Here is an 18,538-nt window from a genome sequence, read left to right on the forward strand (position 1 = left end):
TAACTGCAATTTAATTACTTTACTAATATAGAATAAAAGTGCTTGGACATTTTATGGTCTTGTAAATTTTTATTTTAAGCTAAACGGTTTGTTTTACCTTTAATGGTTATTTAATACTATGTATCGTAAAATTTGAATATTAATATTATATTACATTTTTGTTAGATATTCAATTAAAAGTACCATTAAGTAACATAAAGTAATTAAATTATGTCATTTTAATTATTTTATACTACTTAATGCACTGTATAATTTCAAAAGCGAAGAAAATTTTACAATTATATTAAGAAACAACCATTACCATGAACACATCCTCATCTAATTTTTAATATTATAAGCTTTACATGATCAAACTTTATAGTTAATCAAAGTAATATTATGCTAGTTGTTTGACTAAATTTGTTTACATTTGACAAATAGTATTAAATGCAGGAAATAAGCTGGAAACGGTGCAAATATTTATCAAATTATGTTATTATTAATACAAGAAGTGTATTATATAGCTCACTCTTGTAAAGGTTATCAAAAAGGAGGACGCAAAATGAAAAGTATTAAAACTAAGTTAATGTTGGCCATGGGATTGTTACTTGCAATTATATGTATTGGTCTTGGAATAATTTCATATTATACTTCGTCAAAGGCTTTAATTGGCAATGTAAATGAAGTTCTACCTCAAATAGCAAAAGAGTCTGCAAAAACTGTTCACAGCAGAGTGGAAAGTCAGTTGAATGCTTTGGAGGCTATAGCTAGCGAAACACAGATAAGTGATATGAGTAATTCATGGGAGAATAAAAAGGTTATATTAGATGCAGAATTAAAAAGAAGCGGACATATTGAAATGAATATTGTAGATAAAGATGGAAATGCTATAAATACTAATGGTAAAACAGCTAATATTAAAAATAGAGATTACTTTAAAAAGGCTCTGGCAGGCGAAAAAAACGTATCTGATCCTATTTTAAGTAAAACACAAAATACTATGGTTATAATATATGCTGCACCTATAAAAAATGGAAATCAAATTGTGGGTGTAATTACTGCAGTAAGGAATGGCAAGACATTAAATGATATAACAAAAGATATTACCTTTGGGAAAAGTGGACAAGCATTTATGATAAATAAGCAAGGTACGGTAGTTGCCAACGTAAATGAGCAAGTGGTTTTAAAGGGAGACAATATTAATGAAGATGTTAAAAAAGATGCCAAATTAAAGCCCTTTGCAGATATTCAAAAAAAAATGATGAACGGTGAAGCTGGAGTTGGAGAATATACCTATGGTGGCGTAATCAAATATTTAGGATATGCACCTGTTAATGGCACTAATTGGTCCATTGGAATTACTTCACCAAAAGCCGAAGTATTAAGTGGTACAAATACTTTAAGATTATGGACTAGTACAGCATCTATAGTTTTTATAATTTTAGGATTAGCTTTTGTATTTATTCTCGCAAGCAAGATTATAAAGAATATTATTGCAGGAATTAAATATTTGGAGGTAATATCTTCTGGTGATTTGAGTTCAGAAATAAGTCCTAAATATTTAGAACTTAAGGATGAAACTGGTACCTTAGCAAGAGCTATAAAGGTGATGCAGGAATCAATTATAAGTATGATAAAGACTATTAGAACAAACTCTTCAGAAATTAACAGCCATGCGGACAATTTATCTTCCATATCAGAAGAAATAGCATCTTCATCAAGTGATATAGCAACGTCAATGCAGGATGTGGCAAAGGGTGCAAGTTCCCAGGCAGAAAATTTAGTAAACATTACAGATATACTAAATAAATTTGGAAGCGAACTAGTTGAAATCATTAATTCTATAAAAGAAGTTGATTCTAATGCAAAGGGTATAAATACTATGTCGGCAAAAAGTAATACTGAAATGGAACAACTTGCCCAGTCTATGAATAAGTTAAGTGATTCTTTTAATGATTTTATATCGAAGACTACTACCCTTGGTCAAAATATAAAACAGATAGATGAAATAACAAGTTTAATTAATAGCATAGCAGAGCAGACCAATCTTCTTGCATTGAATGCAGCAATTGAAGCAGCAAGGGCAGGAGATGCAGGTAAAGGTTTTTCAGTAGTTGCGGAAGAAATTAGGGAATTGGCAGAGCAAACAACGGAATCTTCAAAGAATATAAGCACATTAATAAATAGTGTATCGGATGATTCAAACATAATGGTAAAATCATCAGGGGAAATAAAAAATCAGCTGAATTCACAAATTTCAATTGTAAATACTACAATTGATTCATTTAAGCTCATAGTTAATGAAATAACCCAAATGGGTTCCAAAATTAATACAGTTAACGGTTTAACAGCAAATATTGACAATGAAAAGTCTGCTATACTTGGCAAGATTGAAGAAATATCTTCTGTTGCAGAAGAAGTTTCAGCTTCATCTGAGGAGATAGCAGCATCGTCTGAGGAAATGAATGCATCAACTGAGGAAGTAGCAGCAACGGCACACACTTTGGCAGATATGACCAATGATATGAAAAAAGAAGTTACTAAATTTAAACTTTAAAAAATATGATAGTAAAAAAACAGTAGTAACCCTAAGGATACTAACTGTTTTTTACAATTACTTATCTATTAAATTCTTTTCAAACTCCTCTACCATTTTTTTAGTCATTAAGCCGCCAACCAGTCCGCCATTATGACCATTTAATTTTGAAGTCTTGTTTCCCTTATAGCTGTCGTTAAATTCCATGCCAAATTCGTTTGAATACTTTGTTTTTAATTTATCCAGTTTTGGTTTTGATTCTGGGACTAAAGGTCTTCTACTCATAAAGTAACACCTCCATTTCAATATTAGTTTTATACTTTTATGAAAAGATATACTTAGTAAATTGTTCATTATAAAGTATCTCATAGAGTTTCTAAGCAAAAAATCAATTTATACTTCAGATATTTTTTACAATCTTCAGCTCGGTTAAATATTTTGATAAGGCTAAGCAAAAAAATTAAAAAATACTGAGAACTTTTGAAAACTCGTACCTCAAACAATTCAAAAGTTCTAGATTTTTTGAAATTTTTTTACTAAGACTTATATACAAAACATTTAAATGAGCTTCATTATTGTAAAAATATGCCTGCATATAATTTGATTTTTAAGGTAGAAAGCTTATGATTGTATTTCTGAATTAAGCATGAATTTATAATTTAAATTATTCTAGGTAAGTAAATATAGTGAAACAATTTATTCATTTATTTGACAGCTAATTTAATCTCATAGTAAAATGTAAATAATATAATAAATTTTAGAAGAACTTATGTATGTATTGTCAGATATGAGGAGATGAAATAATGCATATATTTTTACTTAGATTATACAAAAGGGGACAAGTATTATGGACAAAAAATTTATCAAAGTAACTATGGCTTTAACCTGTGCCATTATAGCATCATCTTTCCACAATGTTTTTGCAGACAGTGGAAAGTATTACAATATTTCTAGAATATATGGTGTTAACAGGTATGAAACCTCTGCAAATATAAGCAGACAATTTGATTCAAAGGAAGTAAAAAATGTGATATTGGCATCAGGAAAAGATTTTCCGGATGCTCTTGCAGGTTCTGTACTTTCAAAAAAATTAAATGCACCTATTTTACTTATGGATGATGTTAATGATCCTTCCCAGGAAGATCCTTTAATCTATATAGAAAATCATGTATCTAAAGATGGAACTATATATGTTTTAGGAGGAGATGCATCTGTAAGTCCGCAGGTCATAAACTGTTTGAATCAATTAGGTTTTAAAAATATAAAAAGACTTGGAGGAAAAAATAGATTTGAAACTAACAATTTCATAGTTGATGAAATAAATCCTTCAAAAGGTACTCCTGTAGTGCTTGTAAATGGATTAAATTTTCCAGATGCGCTTAGTATATCAACTGCAGCAGCTTCTAAAGGATATCCTATATTTATGAGTTTATCTAATTCTGTTCCAGATAGCATAATTCAGAAGATAACTTCTATAAATCCATCTAAGATCTATATAATTGGTGGAACAGGTGTATTAGATAGTCAGGTTGAAGACCAACTTAAGAATGCTATGACTTATATAAAAAGTGATGATTTAGTTAGAATTAGCGGCAGCAATAGGTATGAAACCTCAATTAAAATAGCTAACTATTTTAATATGGATTCCAAAAGCGTAATTTTAGCTAATGGTGAAAATTTTCCAGATGCTTTATCTGGTAGTGCACTTGCTTCAAAATTAAATGCACCTATAATTTTAACTGATGGAGTAAATGCAAATGTACAAAAAAAATATATAGATGATTCAAAATACACAAATATGTATATTTTGGGTGGACAAGGTTCTGTAAATTCTTCTATAGAAAATAGTTTTAACGGCATTAAATTAGATCTTGATGGAGATTTTCAAGGGAATAAAATAATTGATTTTAAAACTGCTGATGTAAATAATGATGGAAAACCTGAGAATGTTATATTAGCCTGTAAAGGTGATGATTTAAGTCCAATATTATATGTGCAGGATACTTCAGATGGAAAAGTAATTGATTCCAAGACTATTAAAGACTTTTCATCTGGAAGAGGTGATATCGTACTTGCAGATATAAATGGAGATGGAATCACAGATATTACAGCAGTAGTTGAAAATGGGGGAAATAGTAGTATACAAACTTGTGATATAGAAACTTTAAAAGATAATAAGTTTTTTGAACTTGGAAAATATGGTGCTGAAAATTCTTTAAATCCTTTTCCTGAGAGTGATCTTTCTTTTAACCTTGATGGATATGATACATTTAAAATGTATTCAAAATCTCTTGATAAGACTTGTTCTGTGGATCTGACAGGAGATGAAGGCATACAAAATATTAAAAAGGATGGAGAAAGTGTAGATCCATACATAGGTCATGGACCAAGATTTACAGTGTCTGACATAGATGGTGATGGAGTATATGAATTAAAGGTTTATGAAGATATATCAGGAAGCTGTCATGCAGATGTAATCGGATGGGCAAAAGGATCTTATAAATACAAGGATTCATCTTTGAAACTTATGAATATTGATATGGGAAGTTATTATCCTGTAAAGTAAAAAATAGCATGTAAAAACATCCTTTTTATGAGGATGTTTTTTTATATGCATGCAATTAATTACTTTCCAAATGTGTATAATTGAAGCTTCCGTGATCTACTTTTCCAGTAATATCAATTCATTATTGTACACTTTAAAATTAAATTATGTTAAAATGATTTTATATATTATATATTTAGACATTTGAAAAAAATAGGATAGTATACTGACTGGTTATTTTTTTAAAATGCCTTACGCCTATGGAGTTGTTAAAATGACGCAAAAAACTGTTTTAAAGCAAAATCCTCAATTGAAAATTAAACCACCTTCTATGTATAAAGTCATTGTACACAATGATGACTATACTACAATGGAATTTGTAGTTGAAGTTTTAATGAAAATATTTGAAAAAAGTGCTGTAGAAGCTACCAAAATAATGTATGATGTACATAGAAGAGGTATAGGAGTAGCAGGTGTATATGTTTATGATATTGCTGCTACCAAAATAATGCAAGCTGTAAAGATGGCGGAGAACAGTGGGTTTCCACTAAAATTTAGTATGGAAGAGGAATAATTATGAAACTAGATAGAATAGTAAATGAAATTATGACTGCAGCTTACAATGAAGCAAAATATTGTAAGCATGAATATTTTACACCAGAACATTTATTATACGCTGCTTTATTTTTCCCAGAGGGAATGGAAATAGTAGAAGGATGCGGCGGAAGTGTACAGGATATAAAAAATGATTTGCTGCAGTATTTTAGTGATAATATAGAAATTACAGAAAAAAAAGAGCCGCTGGAAACTGTAAGCTTGCAAAATATATTAACTTCTGCAGGCGAACATGTTTTAGCAGCTGAAAAGGAAATAATAAAATTAGGAGATATTTTTATATCAATATATGACGAAGAGCAGAGTTTTGCCAGCTTTTTTCTAAAAAAACAAGGGATAAAGAGAATAGATATATTAAATTATATAACTCATGGAACTCCAGCAAATATGTTTAATTATAATATTGAAGATGATGCTATATACTCATCGGACGAACAGGATATGCCCTTATTTTTTCAAATAGAAGACTTCTCAGTAGAACTTACTGAAAAGGCAAGAAATGGTGAAATAGATCCTTTAATTGGCAGAGATGATATACTTAGTAGAACAATTCAGGTGCTTTCAAGAAGAACCAAAAATAATCCAATTCATGTGGGAGATCCAGGGGTTGGAAAGACAGCTATCACAGAAGGACTGGCGAGCCTGATTGCAGATGGTAAAGTGCCTAAAAATTTAAAAAACAGTAAAATATATTCCTTGGATATGGGTTCTATTTTGGCAGGTACTAAGTACAGGGGAGATTTCGAAGAAAGAATAAAAAATATATTGAAGAAAATAGAAAAGGAAGATAAGGCTATAGTATATATAGATGAAATACACACTATAATAGGAGCAGGATCTGTATCTGGTGGGTCCCTTGATGCCGCAAATATTTTAAAGCCTTTTTTGACTAGTGGGAGAATTAGATTTATAGGTTCTACTACTTATGATGAATACAAAAAGATATTTGAAAAGGATAGAGCTCTTGCCAGAAGATTTCAAAAAATAGAAGTACCGGAGCCTACTGCAGAAGATACTTATAATATACTTTTAGGTATAAAAGGGCAGTATGAAAAATTTCACAATGTGGTTTATGAAGATGAAGCTTTAAAAGCAGCAGTAGATTTATCAATAAAATATATAAATGATAGATATTTGCCAGACAAAGCTATAGACGTAATAGATGAAACAGGTGCCTATGCAAGGCTTCATGGAAAAGATGAAGAACAAATAGTTATTGAAAAAAAACACATAGAAAAGACAATTTCATCTATGGCAAAAATACCAGAGAGAACTTTGTCACAGGATGAGACAAAAGTTCTTAAGGATTTAGATAATATTCTTAAAGAAAAGATATTCGGGCAGGATGAAGCTGTGAAGGCTGTAGTAAGGGCAATTAAAAGGTCTAGAGCTGGATTTAACGAAGATAATAAAACTGTGGCAAACCTCCTTTTTGTAGGACCAACAGGTGTAGGAAAAACGGAAATAAGTAAACAGCTTTCAAATGCTTTAAATGTTCCACTAATAAGGTTTGATATGAGTGAGTATCAGGAAAAGCATACAGTGGCAAGGCTTATTGGCTCGCCGCCAGGATATGTAGGATATGAAGAAGGTGGACTTTTAACAGACACTATAAGGAAAACTCCTTACTGTGTGCTGCTTTTAGATGAAATAGAGAAGGCACATCCAGATGTACTTAATATAATGCTGCAGCTTATGGATTATGCTACTCTTACAGATAATACTGGAAGAAAAACTGATTTTAAAAATGTAATACTTATAATGACTTCAAATGCAGGAGCTAGGTATTTAGGAAAATCACTTATGGGGTTTGGAAATAGAATTGTAAAAGACGATGCAATTTCCCAGGAGGTAAATAGAGTATTTTCTCCAGAATTCAGAAATAGATTGGATGAAATAATATTTTTTAATGGAATGAATGAACAGATGGCATATCGTGTAGCACAAAAAGCCATGGGTGAATTTGAAAAACAACTTTTAACTAAGAATATAAAGATAACAGTTACAGATAATTGCTATAAATGGTTAGCACAAAAAGGTGTGTCATTAGAATATGGTGCAAGAGAGATCATGAGGATAGTACAGCAGGAAATAAAGCCTTATTTTGTAGATAAAGTGCTCTTTGACAATAAAATTAAAGATACCGTTAGTGTCATAGATATAGAAAATGACAGCATAAAGATTAAGGTAGAAGGACAATAAGTTAAATATTAGAGGGGATCTATGACGGAAGGATGAGTTAAAGTGAAAAAAGTAAGCAAGATTATTGTAATTAGTTTGCTGGCTTTTATTGTAATGACTGCGGGTATGTTTTCTGCAAAAGTTATGGCAAGCGGGACTTCAGACACCGATAACAAGCCAGTTCATGGTAAAGTTATTAAAATACATGCAAGTGGAGACAAGAATTCCCAAAGGTTTTCCAATGCAGATGTAAAAATTATATCAGGAAGTCTTAAAGGCAAAGTGATTACAGTTCAAAATTTTGCAGGTGGGCAAATCAAAGATGAAGGAAGCAGTACACAGAGCTTTGCAAAAGTAGGGGATGAAGTATTAGTCAATATACAATATGACTCAAAAAATAATGTGAAAAAAGCTTATATTTATGAAATAGTAAGGTATAAAAGTCTATATGGATTGGCTGCATTCCTGATTATATTACTTATAGCTATAGGTGGCTTAAAAGGATTTAAATCGGTAATAACTTTAGCCATAACTGGAATCGTGGTAATAAAAGTGCTTATACCACTTATACTACAGGGATTTAACCCAATGATAGTATCTATTGCAGTATGTATTTTTGTAACCATAGTGAATCTGCTTATAATAAGTGGTAAAAATGAAAAAACACTTGCTGCTATTATAGGAACCTCTGGTGGGGTACTTATTGCAGGGGCTATAGCGTTCTTTTCAAATTCTATAATGAGATTAAATGGACTTACTGATGATCAAATGCAGTCTATTATATATACTTCACAAAATGCCAATTTCAATTTTTCAGGTTTGCTGTTTGCGGGAATAATCATGGGAGCACTTGGGGCAGTTATGGATGTAAGTATGTCTATAGCGTCCTCTATAATGGAGATAAAAGAGGTAAAACCTGATATGACTATGAAGGAACTTGTGAAATCGGGTATGAATGTGGGAAAAGATATTATGGGTACTATGGCCAATACTTTGATACTTGCTTATGTAGGAGGGGCCATGTACATAATAATTATGATTTCATCTTACTCTTATAGTACATCTATTTCTACAGCTTTGGATCAGGATATTATTGCTTCTGAAGTTTTAAAAGCTCTAGCAGGAAGTATAGGCCTTATATTTGCAGTACCTGTAACAGCAGTTATAACTGCGTTTTTAATTAAACTGAACAAAGGTAAGGAAAAGTAACATTTTTTCATCTAAAACAATATTATAATACAGTGAAACAATTTGAAAATATGGAGATGAACATTAATGGAAACTGTTATAAATTTTTATGTTGTTTTAGATGAGAATGGAGAAAATAAGGAAGAACTGAAAAGTCAAATAACTTCAGATAATCCTATATTTACAAATATACAAAGTGGGGATACTATAATTCCTAAAGAAGGCAGCGAAGAATATATGGTTTTAAAAACCGTAAGAAATTTTGCAAAAGAAGAACTAGATATATATATAAGAAGAATAAAAAGTAAAGATGAAGTAATGGATGAAATAGAAGAACTGGCTAATAAGACTGTAAAATCAGTACTAGATTCTATTAAAGATACATTTGATTTTGATAAAAAAGAGTAATTTAAAAAGGAGCTGTTGCACTAAAAATTAGTGCGCAGCTCTTTTTGCTAGCAAGAGGTGGACTAGTTGTAAATAATGTATTACTTTTTTGCCACTACGGCAAACTTATTGGACTTATCTTTTTTAGATCCATTAGTAAAAGAAGAATTTAGACCAGCTAAATCCAATTTCTTATTAAAATCGAGATGAATCCATAAATCACTTACCCCCAAATCAATTAGTACATCAACATCCCAGCTTGGACGTCTTTTTTCCGTAATGTAACATTCCTCAGAAATGTCATTTCTCTCCCTTTGTTGTTCAATCGTCTGGGTTGTAGGAACAAGTTTTTCTCCTCTCGCATCAGATTCTTTGAATGTTTTTCCGTAATTGGCATCTATATTAACCATTATTCCTCCCGGTTTCAGAACACGGTGAATATGATAATACATCTTCTTAGCGTCTTCTACAATCCATGTTACATTTCTGGTAATGATAAAATCAAAAGTGTTATCCGGAAATGTCAAGTTTTGAGCATCCATTTGTAAAAACACAATATCTTTCATCCCTTTTTCCTCTGCATTTTTCTTAGCTTGTACTAGCATTTCAGAGGAAAAATCGACTGCTGTTACTTGACATCCAAGCTTATTTAAAATAAGTGCAAAAAATCCAGCTCCAGTTCCAACATCCAATACTTCTAAATCTTTTTTGTTATCTGGCAAAATCTCTAATAAAAACTTTTCATAAGCATTTCTCATTGGAGACTCATACTCATTCATTCGCAGACCGCTAAACTCAGGTGCCCTGCCTGACCAGTATTTATTTGACCTCTTACTTAAATTTCCCATATAGACCTCCCAAAATACATATTTTTGTCTTCATATTATATAAATCAATCAGGTTTTTGTGCGCTTAATATTCTGCTAAGTTCTGAATCACTTAAATTGTAATTAAAAAAGGTTTTGTAAAAAGATTTTGCTTCACCTGTAACATCCAAATCCTTAAATCTTTCAGGATACAATGTTTTAGCCATCCAAGGAAGATATAACGCTGTTTCTGATCCTAAACTTGACCATTTAAATATACCTTGAGGTATTACAAATACCTTTCCACTTTGAACTGCTTTTATCTGTGTAAATCTTGGATCTTTCATTAACTTTGCTTTGTCATTTTCGTTCCAATCTACAAATATAACATCAGGATTCCACTTCAATATTTGTTCAAAAGATACATCTTTGTAACCATTAATATCTTTTTCCGCAACATTGATACCACCCACCATGTTTATCTCTTCATTTTGAATGATATTTTTTCCCCACGTACTAAGTACTTTACCGCTAACTGAAAGAGTCAACACCTTTTGTTTCTGATTATTAGGTATTTGCTTTGTAACTGAAGTTATTTTGTTTATATTTTGTACTACAAATTCTTTGTACTTAGCTGCTCTTTGTATTCCCTCTTTACCAAGTACCTTTCCTGCAAGAGTAACTGCATCAATCATGTCATAGATACTGTTCTTGGTATAATCAATCATAATAGCAGGAATGCCAGCTACTTTATTTTTATCAACACTCTTATCAGTTTTCCTTAAGAAAAGTACATCCGGCTTGTTTATTAATAATTGTTCTTGATTAACTCCAGATGTACTGAAGGGGTAATTAATATTTTTAAGTTTAGGAAATATTTTTAAAGCCCAAGGATAATTCTTGATGGAATCTGCAGAAACTACAATTTTGTCACCACCACCAACAGTGAGAAGTACATTAATAAAGCCAGGCCAAGATGTACCTATTTTGTTAACCTTTACAGGCAATTTGACAACGTTCCCATCCATGTCTGTAATAGTTTGATAGTCTGTTTTCTTAACTGTCTCTTTACTTTGTGTTGTAGTGGCAGATTGATTATTTGTATTCATACAACCTGTAAAAGATGAAACAATGAGGGTAATTAAAATAACCGATATAATTTTCCTTTTCATAACTATTTTCATTCCTTTCGCTTAACTTAATGCACAATACTGGATAATTCATTTCAATTTATTGTAACATCATATTTCAATGCTGTAAATAATTTTTGTATGTTTATGAAATGTTTAATTTGTTTTTACATGTTTGTGATATATTCTATTTGCTTTTGTATGTTTAAGTAGATGATAAAAAAGAAAGCCCAAAAAGAGCTTTTAGCACTTCTTAAAAAAATAAATTAACTGGAAAAGTATGATGAAATGATGAAATACATGGCTTCTACAAAAATAGAAATAAATTTAGATAAAGGTGTAAAAACTAACTATAAAAGATTTAAGGAACTGCTGTGTAAAATAATAAATTAGATTTCAAGGAGAAAAGTATGGATGAAGATTATAAAAATCTCAAGATTGCAGAAAAGGGTGCACGTATTAGCATTATAGCTTACATAATTTTATCGATGCTTAAATTGACTTTAGGATATTTTTATCAATCTAAAGCACTTACTGCTGATGGAGTCAATAATTCCACGGATATAATTGCGTCACTGGCTATTATTATAGGACTCAAAATATCTGGAAAACCAGCAGACGATAATCATGCCTATGGTCATTTAAGAGCACAGACTATATCCTCACTTGTTGCTTCTATCATAATGATAGGCGTAGGTTTAGATGTAATTTACAATGCAGTGTATTCTACTATTTTCTTAAAGAATAAGGCACCAGACATGATTTCAGCAGTGGTCGCCATTATTTGTTCAATACTTATATATGCAGTTTATGTATATAATAAAAGAGTAGCACTTAGAATTAAAAGTTCTGCACTGATGGCTTCTGCAAAAGATAATCTCTCAGATGCTTGGGTAAGTATGGGCACTGCAGCTGGAATCATAGCTTCTCAATTTGGATTCCCCTGGATAGATCCACTGGCAGCAGTTCTAGTAGGAATTTTAATTTGTAAGACAGGTGGGGAAATCTTTAAGGAAGCAGCACATAATTTAACAGATGGTTTTGACAGCAAACAGTTAGATAGTATAGTTTCTAAAATAAAGGAAATTGATGGCGTGAGATGTGTTAAAGGGACGAAAGCACGTGTTCATGGTAATAATATTTTGCTTGACATTGTAATAGGGGTTAATTCTAAGCTCACTGTAGTTAAAAGCCATGAAATCACGGAAGAAATAGAAGAAATGTTAAATAGAGAGTTTAAAATCAAACATGCAATTATACATGTAGAACCGGATTCAAAATAATGTTATTATTTTGAATCCCTATTTACTATAAAAATTCCTATACATACAAGCACAAGAGCTGCAATGTTTTCAACATTAAAGATACTTTCACCTAAAAATATAGAAGATAGAATGGTACCTGCTACAGGAATTACAAAATTAAACATGGAAATAAATCCAACCTTATTATATTTTAATAGCACTGTCCAAATTGAAAATGCAGCAGCTGACAGTATTGCTAAATATAATAAAATAGCAGTAGAGCCAATTGTGAAGCTTGTCACATAGCCTTTATTGAAAAATCCAAGAGCTAAAAGAGCTAAACCTCCTATAAGGAGTTGATACCCTGTTACAAGCACTGAATCTATATTTTTACAGATTTGTTTTCCATAAATTGAAGATGCAGAAAATACAAAGGCAGATAATATGATAAAACCTTCACCTGTGAATTTAAAGCTAAAACTTAAAAGTTCACTGCTGAAATTTACAATTAGCACCCCAATAAAACCAAGTATACAGCCTATAGCTTTTTTAGTATTTATCCTATCATTTTTATACAAAAAATGGGCCAGTACTACACTGAAGAATGTACCAGTGGAATTCATTATAGAGCCTTTTGAACCTGTTGTATTAGCAAGTCCAATATAGAAAAATATGTATTCAAGAGTAGTTTGAGTCAAACCAAGTAGGATAATCTGTTTGACATTTTTTTTAGTTATTGAAAATATGTTTTTAGAAGAAAATAGAGCTACTATCAAAACAATTAATCCTGCAAGTATGAATCTGTAGCCGGCAAAAGACAATTCTGAAAATATATCTTTTGAGCCTATCTTAAAAAGGGCATACCCACTTTTAACTCCAGGGTAGGCACTTCCCCATAGTATGCAGCAAAAAGATGCAAGTAGTATTACTATTTTCTTATTTGTAAAAAAACTTTTGTTGTCCAATTCTGTCAATTCCTTTCTTTAAGCAATAATTATATTATACATTTTTTAAAAATTAAGTGAAGGTAAAATTTTGGATATAGGTTAAATAAATGTTGAGTTACAATTATACTTAATTTATAATTGTACTGTGATATTTGGGAATATTTTAAAAGAGTTTTATAGGTTGACTTCACTAATCTAAATATATTGTACAAGGATGGTTAGTTTTGCTGGAAATAAGTGAGTTATATAAAGTAAAAGGCGATATTGTAATAAATAATATAACATTTAAAGTTACAAAGGGTAATTTGATAAATATAGAGTGTAGTGATCAAATAAGTGATTTATTGATTGATCTTATTTTAGACAAAGAGGTGCCTACTAAGGGGAAGATATATATTCACGGAGAAGGTAACAAAACTTATATAAGAAGAAATATGAAACACATAGGCGTTGTATTTAGAAAAGAAGGCTTTTATGAAAATATGACTGTAAAATCCTATATGAAATTTTATAAAAATATGGCCAATTCTAAAGTTAATTATAAGGAAATAGTGCTGAAACTTGCTCTTATAGATATTGAAAATACTAAAATAAATAAGCTTACTTATTCTCAAAAAAGGAGACTTAGCTTTGCAAGGGAATTGCTTAAAGAACCTAAGTTTCTAATATTTCAAGAACCTATACTTAATATGGACAGATATGATGCAAAACTTATAATACAAAATATGGATCAATTAATTTCAGATGGTGCAATTGTAGTCAATACTTCTGTATCTTTTAAGGATATACTACTCCTTGGTGGAAAATCCTATAGCATAGATGAAAATGGATTAAAAGAAATACAGGGAGAGGAAAGCAGCAAGGAAGAATCAGATAGCGGAGATGAGACAGTATATAAAATTGAAAAGATTCCTGCTAAAATTGATGAAAGAATGATTCTCTTTGATCCTATGGAAATAGATTATGTAGAAAGTGAACAGGGTGTAAGTAACTTAAACATAAAAGGAGAAAAGTTTCCATGTATGCTGCCACTTACAGAGCTGGAAAAAAGGCTAAAGCATTTCGGATTTTTTAGATGTCATAGATCTTATTTGGTAAATCTTCAAAGAGTACGTGAAGTTGTGATGTGGACAAGAAATAGTTATAGTTTAAGTCTCGATGATAAAACTAAAAGTTCTATTCCACTTTCAAAAGGGAGAATGAAAGAGCTAAAAGATATCCTAAATATATGATATTTTTAACTCAAAATGTGAAAATTCAGCTCTAAAAAAGCAGGATTCATAAGTTGTATTACTCTTTTCATGTTGATTTTATGGTTTAATAGCAGCATTTGTATAATAATTAACCATAGTAAAACTGAAAGGAGTTTTTAGCTATGGAAAATATTATTTCTATTAAAAGTCTTAGAAAAGATTTTGGGGAAAATACAGCAATTAAAGATTTAACTCTGGATGTTAAAGAAGGAGAAATATTTGGATTTTTAGGACCAAGTGGAGCTGGAAAAACTACTACAATTAAGATACTTACATGCCAATTACTGCCAACAGGCGGTGATGTGAAAATATTTAATAAAAGTTTGCGTTCACAAAAAAAAGATATTTTTAAAAATATAGGAGTGCTTTCAGATAACAGTGGGTTATATGAAAGACTTACAGTTGAAGATAATTTGATGCTATTTGCAAATATAAACGGAGTAAAAAAGAAAAATGTAGATGAAATACTTGAAAAAGTGAAAATGACAGAGTATAGAAAAAGGGATGTGAAGAAACTATCTAAAGGAATGAAACAAAGACTTATGATAGCAAGAGCAGTGATTCACAATCCTAAATTGTTATTTCTTGATGAACCTACGTCATCTTTAGATCCTGGCACGGCTTTAGAAGTTCACAAACTGCTTCTTGAGCTTAATAGAGAAGGGACAACCATATTTTTAACTACTCACAATATGTATGAAGCTGACAAGCTGTGTCATAGAGTAGCTTTTTTAAATGAAGGAGAGATAGTTGATATAGGAGCTCCTGGAAAATTAAAGTTAAAATATGCAAAAGACGATATCAAAGTTGTTTTAAGAGATAATGAAGAAGTAACCGTGAAGAATAATAGGGATGGAGCAATTAAAGTTAAAAACTGGATGGAAGATGGAAAGATTTTATCCATTCATTCAATGGAGCCAAATCTTGAAGAAATATTTTTAGATATTACAGGGAGGGAATTGTAATGGAATTTTCAATAAGAAGAGTAAATGCATTATTCAACAAGGAGTTAAAGGAACTGCCTAAAAATATAAATGTACTTTTTATGGCTGCACTTCCAGTAATATTTTGTGTTATATATTTAAAGATATTTAGAAATATAATGAATTCACAAGAAGGCAAAATATATATTTTAAATATAATACTTAATATGAACTTGGTTATGGTGGCTACACTTATAATGGCTATGTTAATAGCAGAGGAAAAGGAAAAAAATACATTGAGGACTCTTATGTTAACTTCGCTTTCTCCTGTAGAATTTTTAATTGGAAAGGCACTTATAACTATTTTCATTTCAGCGATTGTAAATATAGCTATATTTTTTATGTTGGGGATTCAACTGCAGTATTTGTTTATGTATTTTATTATAACGATTGTAGTTTTAATTAGTATGGTAGAAATTGGAGCTGTAATTGGAATTATATCTAAAAATCAAATGGCAACAGGGACTATTGGTACCCCTCTATGCATGTTTTTATTTATGATACCTGTGCTTTCAGGATTAAATAAAACTTTTTATAAAATTGCCACTTTGCTGCCAAACTACAATTCAATGATAATTCTTAAAAAAGTTTTTGATGGCAAAAATATACTTGGAAGCTCTGGTTATAATATATTTGTAATTTTTGCATGGATAGTAGGTTCATCTTTAGTCTTTGCTTATGTTTATAATAGAAATGGAATATAAATTACTTATAAGGACACTATAAGAAAAAATAAAACCCTTCAGGGCGTATTGTAAAGTTTATACGTTTAGTAATGAGATACATTGAATAATTAAAATAAGGACTTTAGGCATGATAAATAAAATGCAGAAGTCTTTATTTTATTGTTTATAGACGATATATGGATACAAAAATGAAAGTCTATACTATTGACAGAAAAATGATAATGTTGCTATAATTTAAATAGTTTAGTTTTGTTTTGATAGTTTCTGTTATATATAGATCATTAATATTTGTTTAAATTGTATTAAGTTATGTTTAGCTATAATAGGCCTATAAAATATTATTTTCTAATAAGAAGTAATTATAAATAACTCAACTTTCACAGTTTAAAAAAATTGCGACCTAAATGAATTCACAATTCACAGTTCACAATGCACAATTTCGGTAGATTTTTCTCCGCTGTGCTGCGAAAAATTTTAAATTTAAAGCTTATTGAAGCTTTGCTTCAATGGTGCTATATTTTAGATTTTCTGAAGTTTTAACGGAAGAAAATCATCCTTAATTGTGAACTGTGCATCGTGCATTGTGAATTAATTGCTTCGCAATTTTTATATATTAAGTCAAAATTTTATTTGAGAGAAAGTTAAGCAAGTAGCATGTAAGTAGAAAGGAAGGTGAATGATTTGAAATTAAATTTAATGCGCCTTTTAGCTGAATATCAGGAAGCTAATAAGGAAGCGGCTCTGATTACAGTTATTTCTTCAGAGAGTATAAATAATTGCAGAGTTGGTGCAATGATACTGGTTAATGCAGAAGGTGAAGTTCTGGCTGGCAGTTTAGGAAGTGAACTTATTGAAAAAAAGGCTGCTGATCAGGGAAAAATATGTATCAATAGGGGACTTTCAAGGAAGGTTTTACTTGATACTCTTGAAGGTAAAGTTGAGATTTTTATCAATAGTTTCTGCAATCATGATAGTTTGATAATAGCGGGGGCAGGCACAGTTTCACATAACATTTATAAATTTGCAAGGATGCTTGGCTATCGAGTTACAATAGCCGATAACAGACCAGATATGTTGTCTAAAGAAAGATTTTCTGAAGCTTATGAACTCCTTTTAGGTGATATTGTTGAAAACCTTAAATTGTGTTCTATAACAGAAGATACAAGCATTGTGATAGCAACACACCATCATGAATTTGATGAGAAGTCACTGCAAGCTGTTATTTCTTCTCCAGCACGTTATATAGGAGTTTTAGGTAATAGCCGCAGGGTAGCAGGTTATTTCAAAAATTTGAAAACGATTAATATTACGGACGAGATTATAAAAAAGGTTCATTCGCCTATAGGACTTGATCTTGGTGGAAAAAGAACGGCTGAGATTGCTTTAGCAGTGATGGCTGAAATTCAAGCTGTAAAATATCAGCGTTCTGGTGGTCCTATTAGTCAAAAATAGGTATATATTTTGATATAAAACATTTTAAAGGGAGTGTTAATATGGATAATCATTTTGAAGAAGATGTAAAAAAGGCACGTGAATTTCATGGCCATTTATGCAGCGGTATTATTTTAGGTGTAAGAATTGCTCGTGCAGGATTGAACTATTTGGGAATTGAAGAACCTGCAAAAAATAAAGATTTTATAGTATTTGTAGAAACAGATAGATGTTTAACAGATGCTGTCCAAGCTGTAACAGGATGTTCGTTGGGAAAAAGAAGGTTGAAGTGGATAGATTATGGTAAAATGGGTGCCAGTTTTATTGATATGAATACACAAAAGGGTATAAGAATTGTTGTAAATGCTAAGAAAAATCCTTCCCCAGATGAGGATGCACTTTCATTTTGGGAACAGTTTACTGATGAACAATTATTTAAATTTGAGCCTGTTAAGATAGATATAAAAAAAGAAGATTTGCCAGGAAGGCCTACTAAGAGTGTAAAATGTGAAATTTGCCATGAAAAAGTTATGGATGGCAGAGATGTCATTAAAGATGGAAAGGTATTATGCAAGGCTTGTGCAAACGGTTCTTATTATAAAAAAATTTAGATAGGGGGGAAAACGT

16 protein-coding genes are annotated in these 18,538 nt (G+C 30.8%); 12 read left to right on the forward strand and 4 right to left on the reverse strand.

The annotated features are described in order from the left end of the window. Positions 1–541 precede the first annotated feature (541 nt). Positions 542–2,536, forward strand: a complete 1,995-nt coding sequence (locus tag CLRAG_RS08880) for a methyl-accepting chemotaxis protein (protein WP_065078112.1) — start codon at positions 542–544, stop codon at positions 2,534–2,536. Positions 2,537–2,593: 57 nt separating this feature from the next. On the opposite strand, the gene CLRAG_RS08885 is transcribed toward CLRAG_RS08880, so the two are convergent. After that, positions 2,594–2,800, reverse strand: a complete 207-nt coding sequence (locus tag CLRAG_RS08885; RefSeq protein ID WP_065078113.1) for an alpha/beta-type small acid-soluble spore protein — start codon at positions 2,798–2,800, stop codon at positions 2,594–2,596. A gap of 562 nt (positions 2,801–3,362) precedes the next feature. Here CLRAG_RS08885 and CLRAG_RS08890 point away from each other — a divergent pair. The 5 genes from CLRAG_RS08890 (at position 3,363) to CLRAG_RS08910 (ending at position 9,452) form a co-directional block, all read left to right on the forward strand. Beyond that, positions 3,363–5,081, forward strand: a complete 1,719-nt coding sequence (locus CLRAG_RS08890; RefSeq protein WP_065078114.1) for a cell wall-binding repeat-containing protein — start codon at positions 3,363–3,365, stop codon at positions 5,079–5,081. A 253-nt stretch (positions 5,082–5,334) separates the two neighbouring features. Beyond that, the gene (locus CLRAG_RS08895) at positions 5,335–5,634 is read left to right on the forward strand and encodes an ATP-dependent Clp protease adaptor ClpS (protein ID WP_065078115.1); all 300 of its coding nucleotides are present in this window, start codon (positions 5,335–5,337) and stop codon (positions 5,632–5,634) included. Between the two features lie 2 nt (positions 5,635–5,636). Continuing rightward, complete coding sequence (gene clpA / locus CLRAG_RS08900) at positions 5,637–7,877, forward strand: ATP-dependent Clp protease ATP-binding subunit ClpA (RefSeq protein WP_065078116.1); 2,241 nt, start codon at positions 5,637–5,639, stop codon at positions 7,875–7,877. Positions 7,878–7,970: 93 nt separating this feature from the next. Beyond that, entirely contained in the window at positions 7,971–9,065 is a 1,095-nt protein-coding gene (locus CLRAG_RS08905) for a YibE/F family protein (protein WP_420808095.1), read from the forward strand. Positions 9,066–9,131: 66 nt separating this feature from the next. After that, positions 9,132–9,452: a hypothetical protein gene (locus CLRAG_RS08910; RefSeq protein ID WP_065078117.1), complete on the forward strand. Its 321-nt coding sequence runs from the start codon at positions 9,132–9,134 to the stop codon at positions 9,450–9,452. An 80-nt stretch (positions 9,453–9,532) separates the two neighbouring features. Here CLRAG_RS08910 and CLRAG_RS08915 read toward each other — a convergent pair whose 3' ends face one another. Both CLRAG_RS08915 and CLRAG_RS08920 read right to left on the reverse strand, forming a co-directional pair. After that, on the reverse strand, positions 9,533–10,279 hold the full coding sequence (locus tag CLRAG_RS08915; RefSeq protein ID WP_065078118.1) for a class I SAM-dependent methyltransferase: 747 nt from the start codon (positions 10,277–10,279) through the stop codon (positions 9,533–9,535). A 44-nt stretch (positions 10,280–10,323) separates the two neighbouring features. Beyond that, positions 10,324–11,409, reverse strand: a complete 1,086-nt coding sequence (locus CLRAG_RS08920) for an ABC transporter substrate-binding protein (RefSeq protein ID WP_065078119.1) — start codon at positions 11,407–11,409, stop codon at positions 10,324–10,326. A 368-nt stretch (positions 11,410–11,777) separates the two neighbouring features. On the opposite strand from CLRAG_RS08920, the gene CLRAG_RS08925 reads away from it, so the two are divergent. Then, positions 11,778–12,650, forward strand: a complete 873-nt coding sequence (locus CLRAG_RS08925) for a cation diffusion facilitator family transporter (protein WP_065078120.1) — start codon at positions 11,778–11,780, stop codon at positions 12,648–12,650. 5 nt (positions 12,651–12,655) lie between these two features. Here CLRAG_RS08925 and CLRAG_RS08930 read toward each other — a convergent pair whose 3' ends face one another. Continuing rightward, positions 12,656–13,576, reverse strand: coding sequence for a DMT family transporter (locus CLRAG_RS08930; protein WP_065078121.1), 921 nt, complete (start codon positions 13,574–13,576; stop codon positions 12,656–12,658). 206 nt (positions 13,577–13,782) lie between these two features. Here CLRAG_RS08930 and CLRAG_RS08935 point away from each other — a divergent pair, with 206 nt between their 5' ends. From CLRAG_RS08935 to CLRAG_RS08955, 5 genes are all read left to right on the forward strand, one after another. Next, the gene (locus tag CLRAG_RS08935; RefSeq protein ID WP_065078122.1) at positions 13,783–14,790 is read left to right on the forward strand and encodes a LytTR family transcriptional regulator DNA-binding domain-containing protein; all 1,008 of its coding nucleotides are present in this window, start codon (positions 13,783–13,785) and stop codon (positions 14,788–14,790) included. 143 nt (positions 14,791–14,933) lie between these two features. Beyond that, positions 14,934–15,776 (forward strand): ABC transporter ATP-binding protein, encoded by an 843-nt coding sequence (locus tag CLRAG_RS08940; protein WP_065078123.1) that lies wholly within the window; start codon positions 14,934–14,936, stop codon positions 15,774–15,776. Continuing rightward, positions 15,776–16,498 (forward strand): ABC transporter permease, encoded by a 723-nt coding sequence (locus CLRAG_RS08945; RefSeq protein WP_065078124.1) that lies wholly within the window; start codon positions 15,776–15,778, stop codon positions 16,496–16,498. Before CLRAG_RS08940 ends, CLRAG_RS08945 begins: the two co-directional genes overlap by 1 nt. Before the next feature lie 654 nt (positions 16,499–17,152). After that, the gene (locus CLRAG_RS08950; protein ID WP_420808094.1) at positions 17,153–17,932 is read left to right on the forward strand and encodes an XdhC family protein; all 780 of its coding nucleotides are present in this window, start codon (positions 17,153–17,155) and stop codon (positions 17,930–17,932) included. Positions 17,933–17,973: 41 nt separating this feature from the next. Further along, positions 17,974–18,522, forward strand: a complete 549-nt coding sequence (locus CLRAG_RS08955; RefSeq protein ID WP_065078125.1) for an FmdE family protein — start codon at positions 17,974–17,976, stop codon at positions 18,520–18,522. The last annotated feature ends 16 nt before the right edge of the window (positions 18,523–18,538 follow it).

The sequence above is a fragment of the Clostridium ragsdalei P11 genome, from assembly GCF_001675165.1.
GTDB lineage: Bacteria > Bacillota > Clostridia > Clostridiales > Clostridiaceae > Clostridium_B > Clostridium_B ragsdalei.

Coding starts and splice junctions, on each gene's coding strand:
- CLRAG_RS08880 (WP_065078112.1), top strand. CDS start 542: ATGAAAAGTATTAAAACTAAGTTAATGTTGGCCATGGGATTGTTACTT.
- CLRAG_RS08885 (WP_065078113.1), bottom strand. CDS start 2,800: ATGAGTAGAAGACCTTTAGTCCCAGAATCAAAACCAAAACTGGATAAA.
- CLRAG_RS08890 (WP_065078114.1), top strand. CDS start 3,363: ATGGACAAAAAATTTATCAAAGTAACTATGGCTTTAACCTGTGCCATT.
- CLRAG_RS08895 (WP_065078115.1), top strand. CDS start 5,335: ATGACGCAAAAAACTGTTTTAAAGCAAAATCCTCAATTGAAAATTAAA.
- clpA (WP_065078116.1), top strand. CDS start 5,637: ATGAAACTAGATAGAATAGTAAATGAAATTATGACTGCAGCTTACAAT.
- CLRAG_RS08905 (WP_420808095.1), top strand. CDS start 7,971: ATGACTGCGGGTATGTTTTCTGCAAAAGTTATGGCAAGCGGGACTTCA.
- CLRAG_RS08910 (WP_065078117.1), top strand. CDS start 9,132: ATGGAAACTGTTATAAATTTTTATGTTGTTTTAGATGAGAATGGAGAA.
- CLRAG_RS08915 (WP_065078118.1), bottom strand. CDS start 10,279: ATGGGAAATTTAAGTAAGAGGTCAAATAAATACTGGTCAGGCAGGGCA.
- CLRAG_RS08920 (WP_065078119.1), bottom strand. CDS start 11,409: ATGAAAAGGAAAATTATATCGGTTATTTTAATTACCCTCATTGTTTCA.
- CLRAG_RS08925 (WP_065078120.1), top strand. CDS start 11,778: ATGGATGAAGATTATAAAAATCTCAAGATTGCAGAAAAGGGTGCACGT.
- CLRAG_RS08940 (WP_065078123.1), top strand. CDS start 14,934: ATGGAAAATATTATTTCTATTAAAAGTCTTAGAAAAGATTTTGGGGAA.
- CLRAG_RS08945 (WP_065078124.1), top strand. CDS start 15,776: ATGGAATTTTCAATAAGAAGAGTAAATGCATTATTCAACAAGGAGTTA.
- CLRAG_RS08955 (WP_065078125.1), top strand. CDS start 17,974: ATGGATAATCATTTTGAAGAAGATGTAAAAAAGGCACGTGAATTTCAT.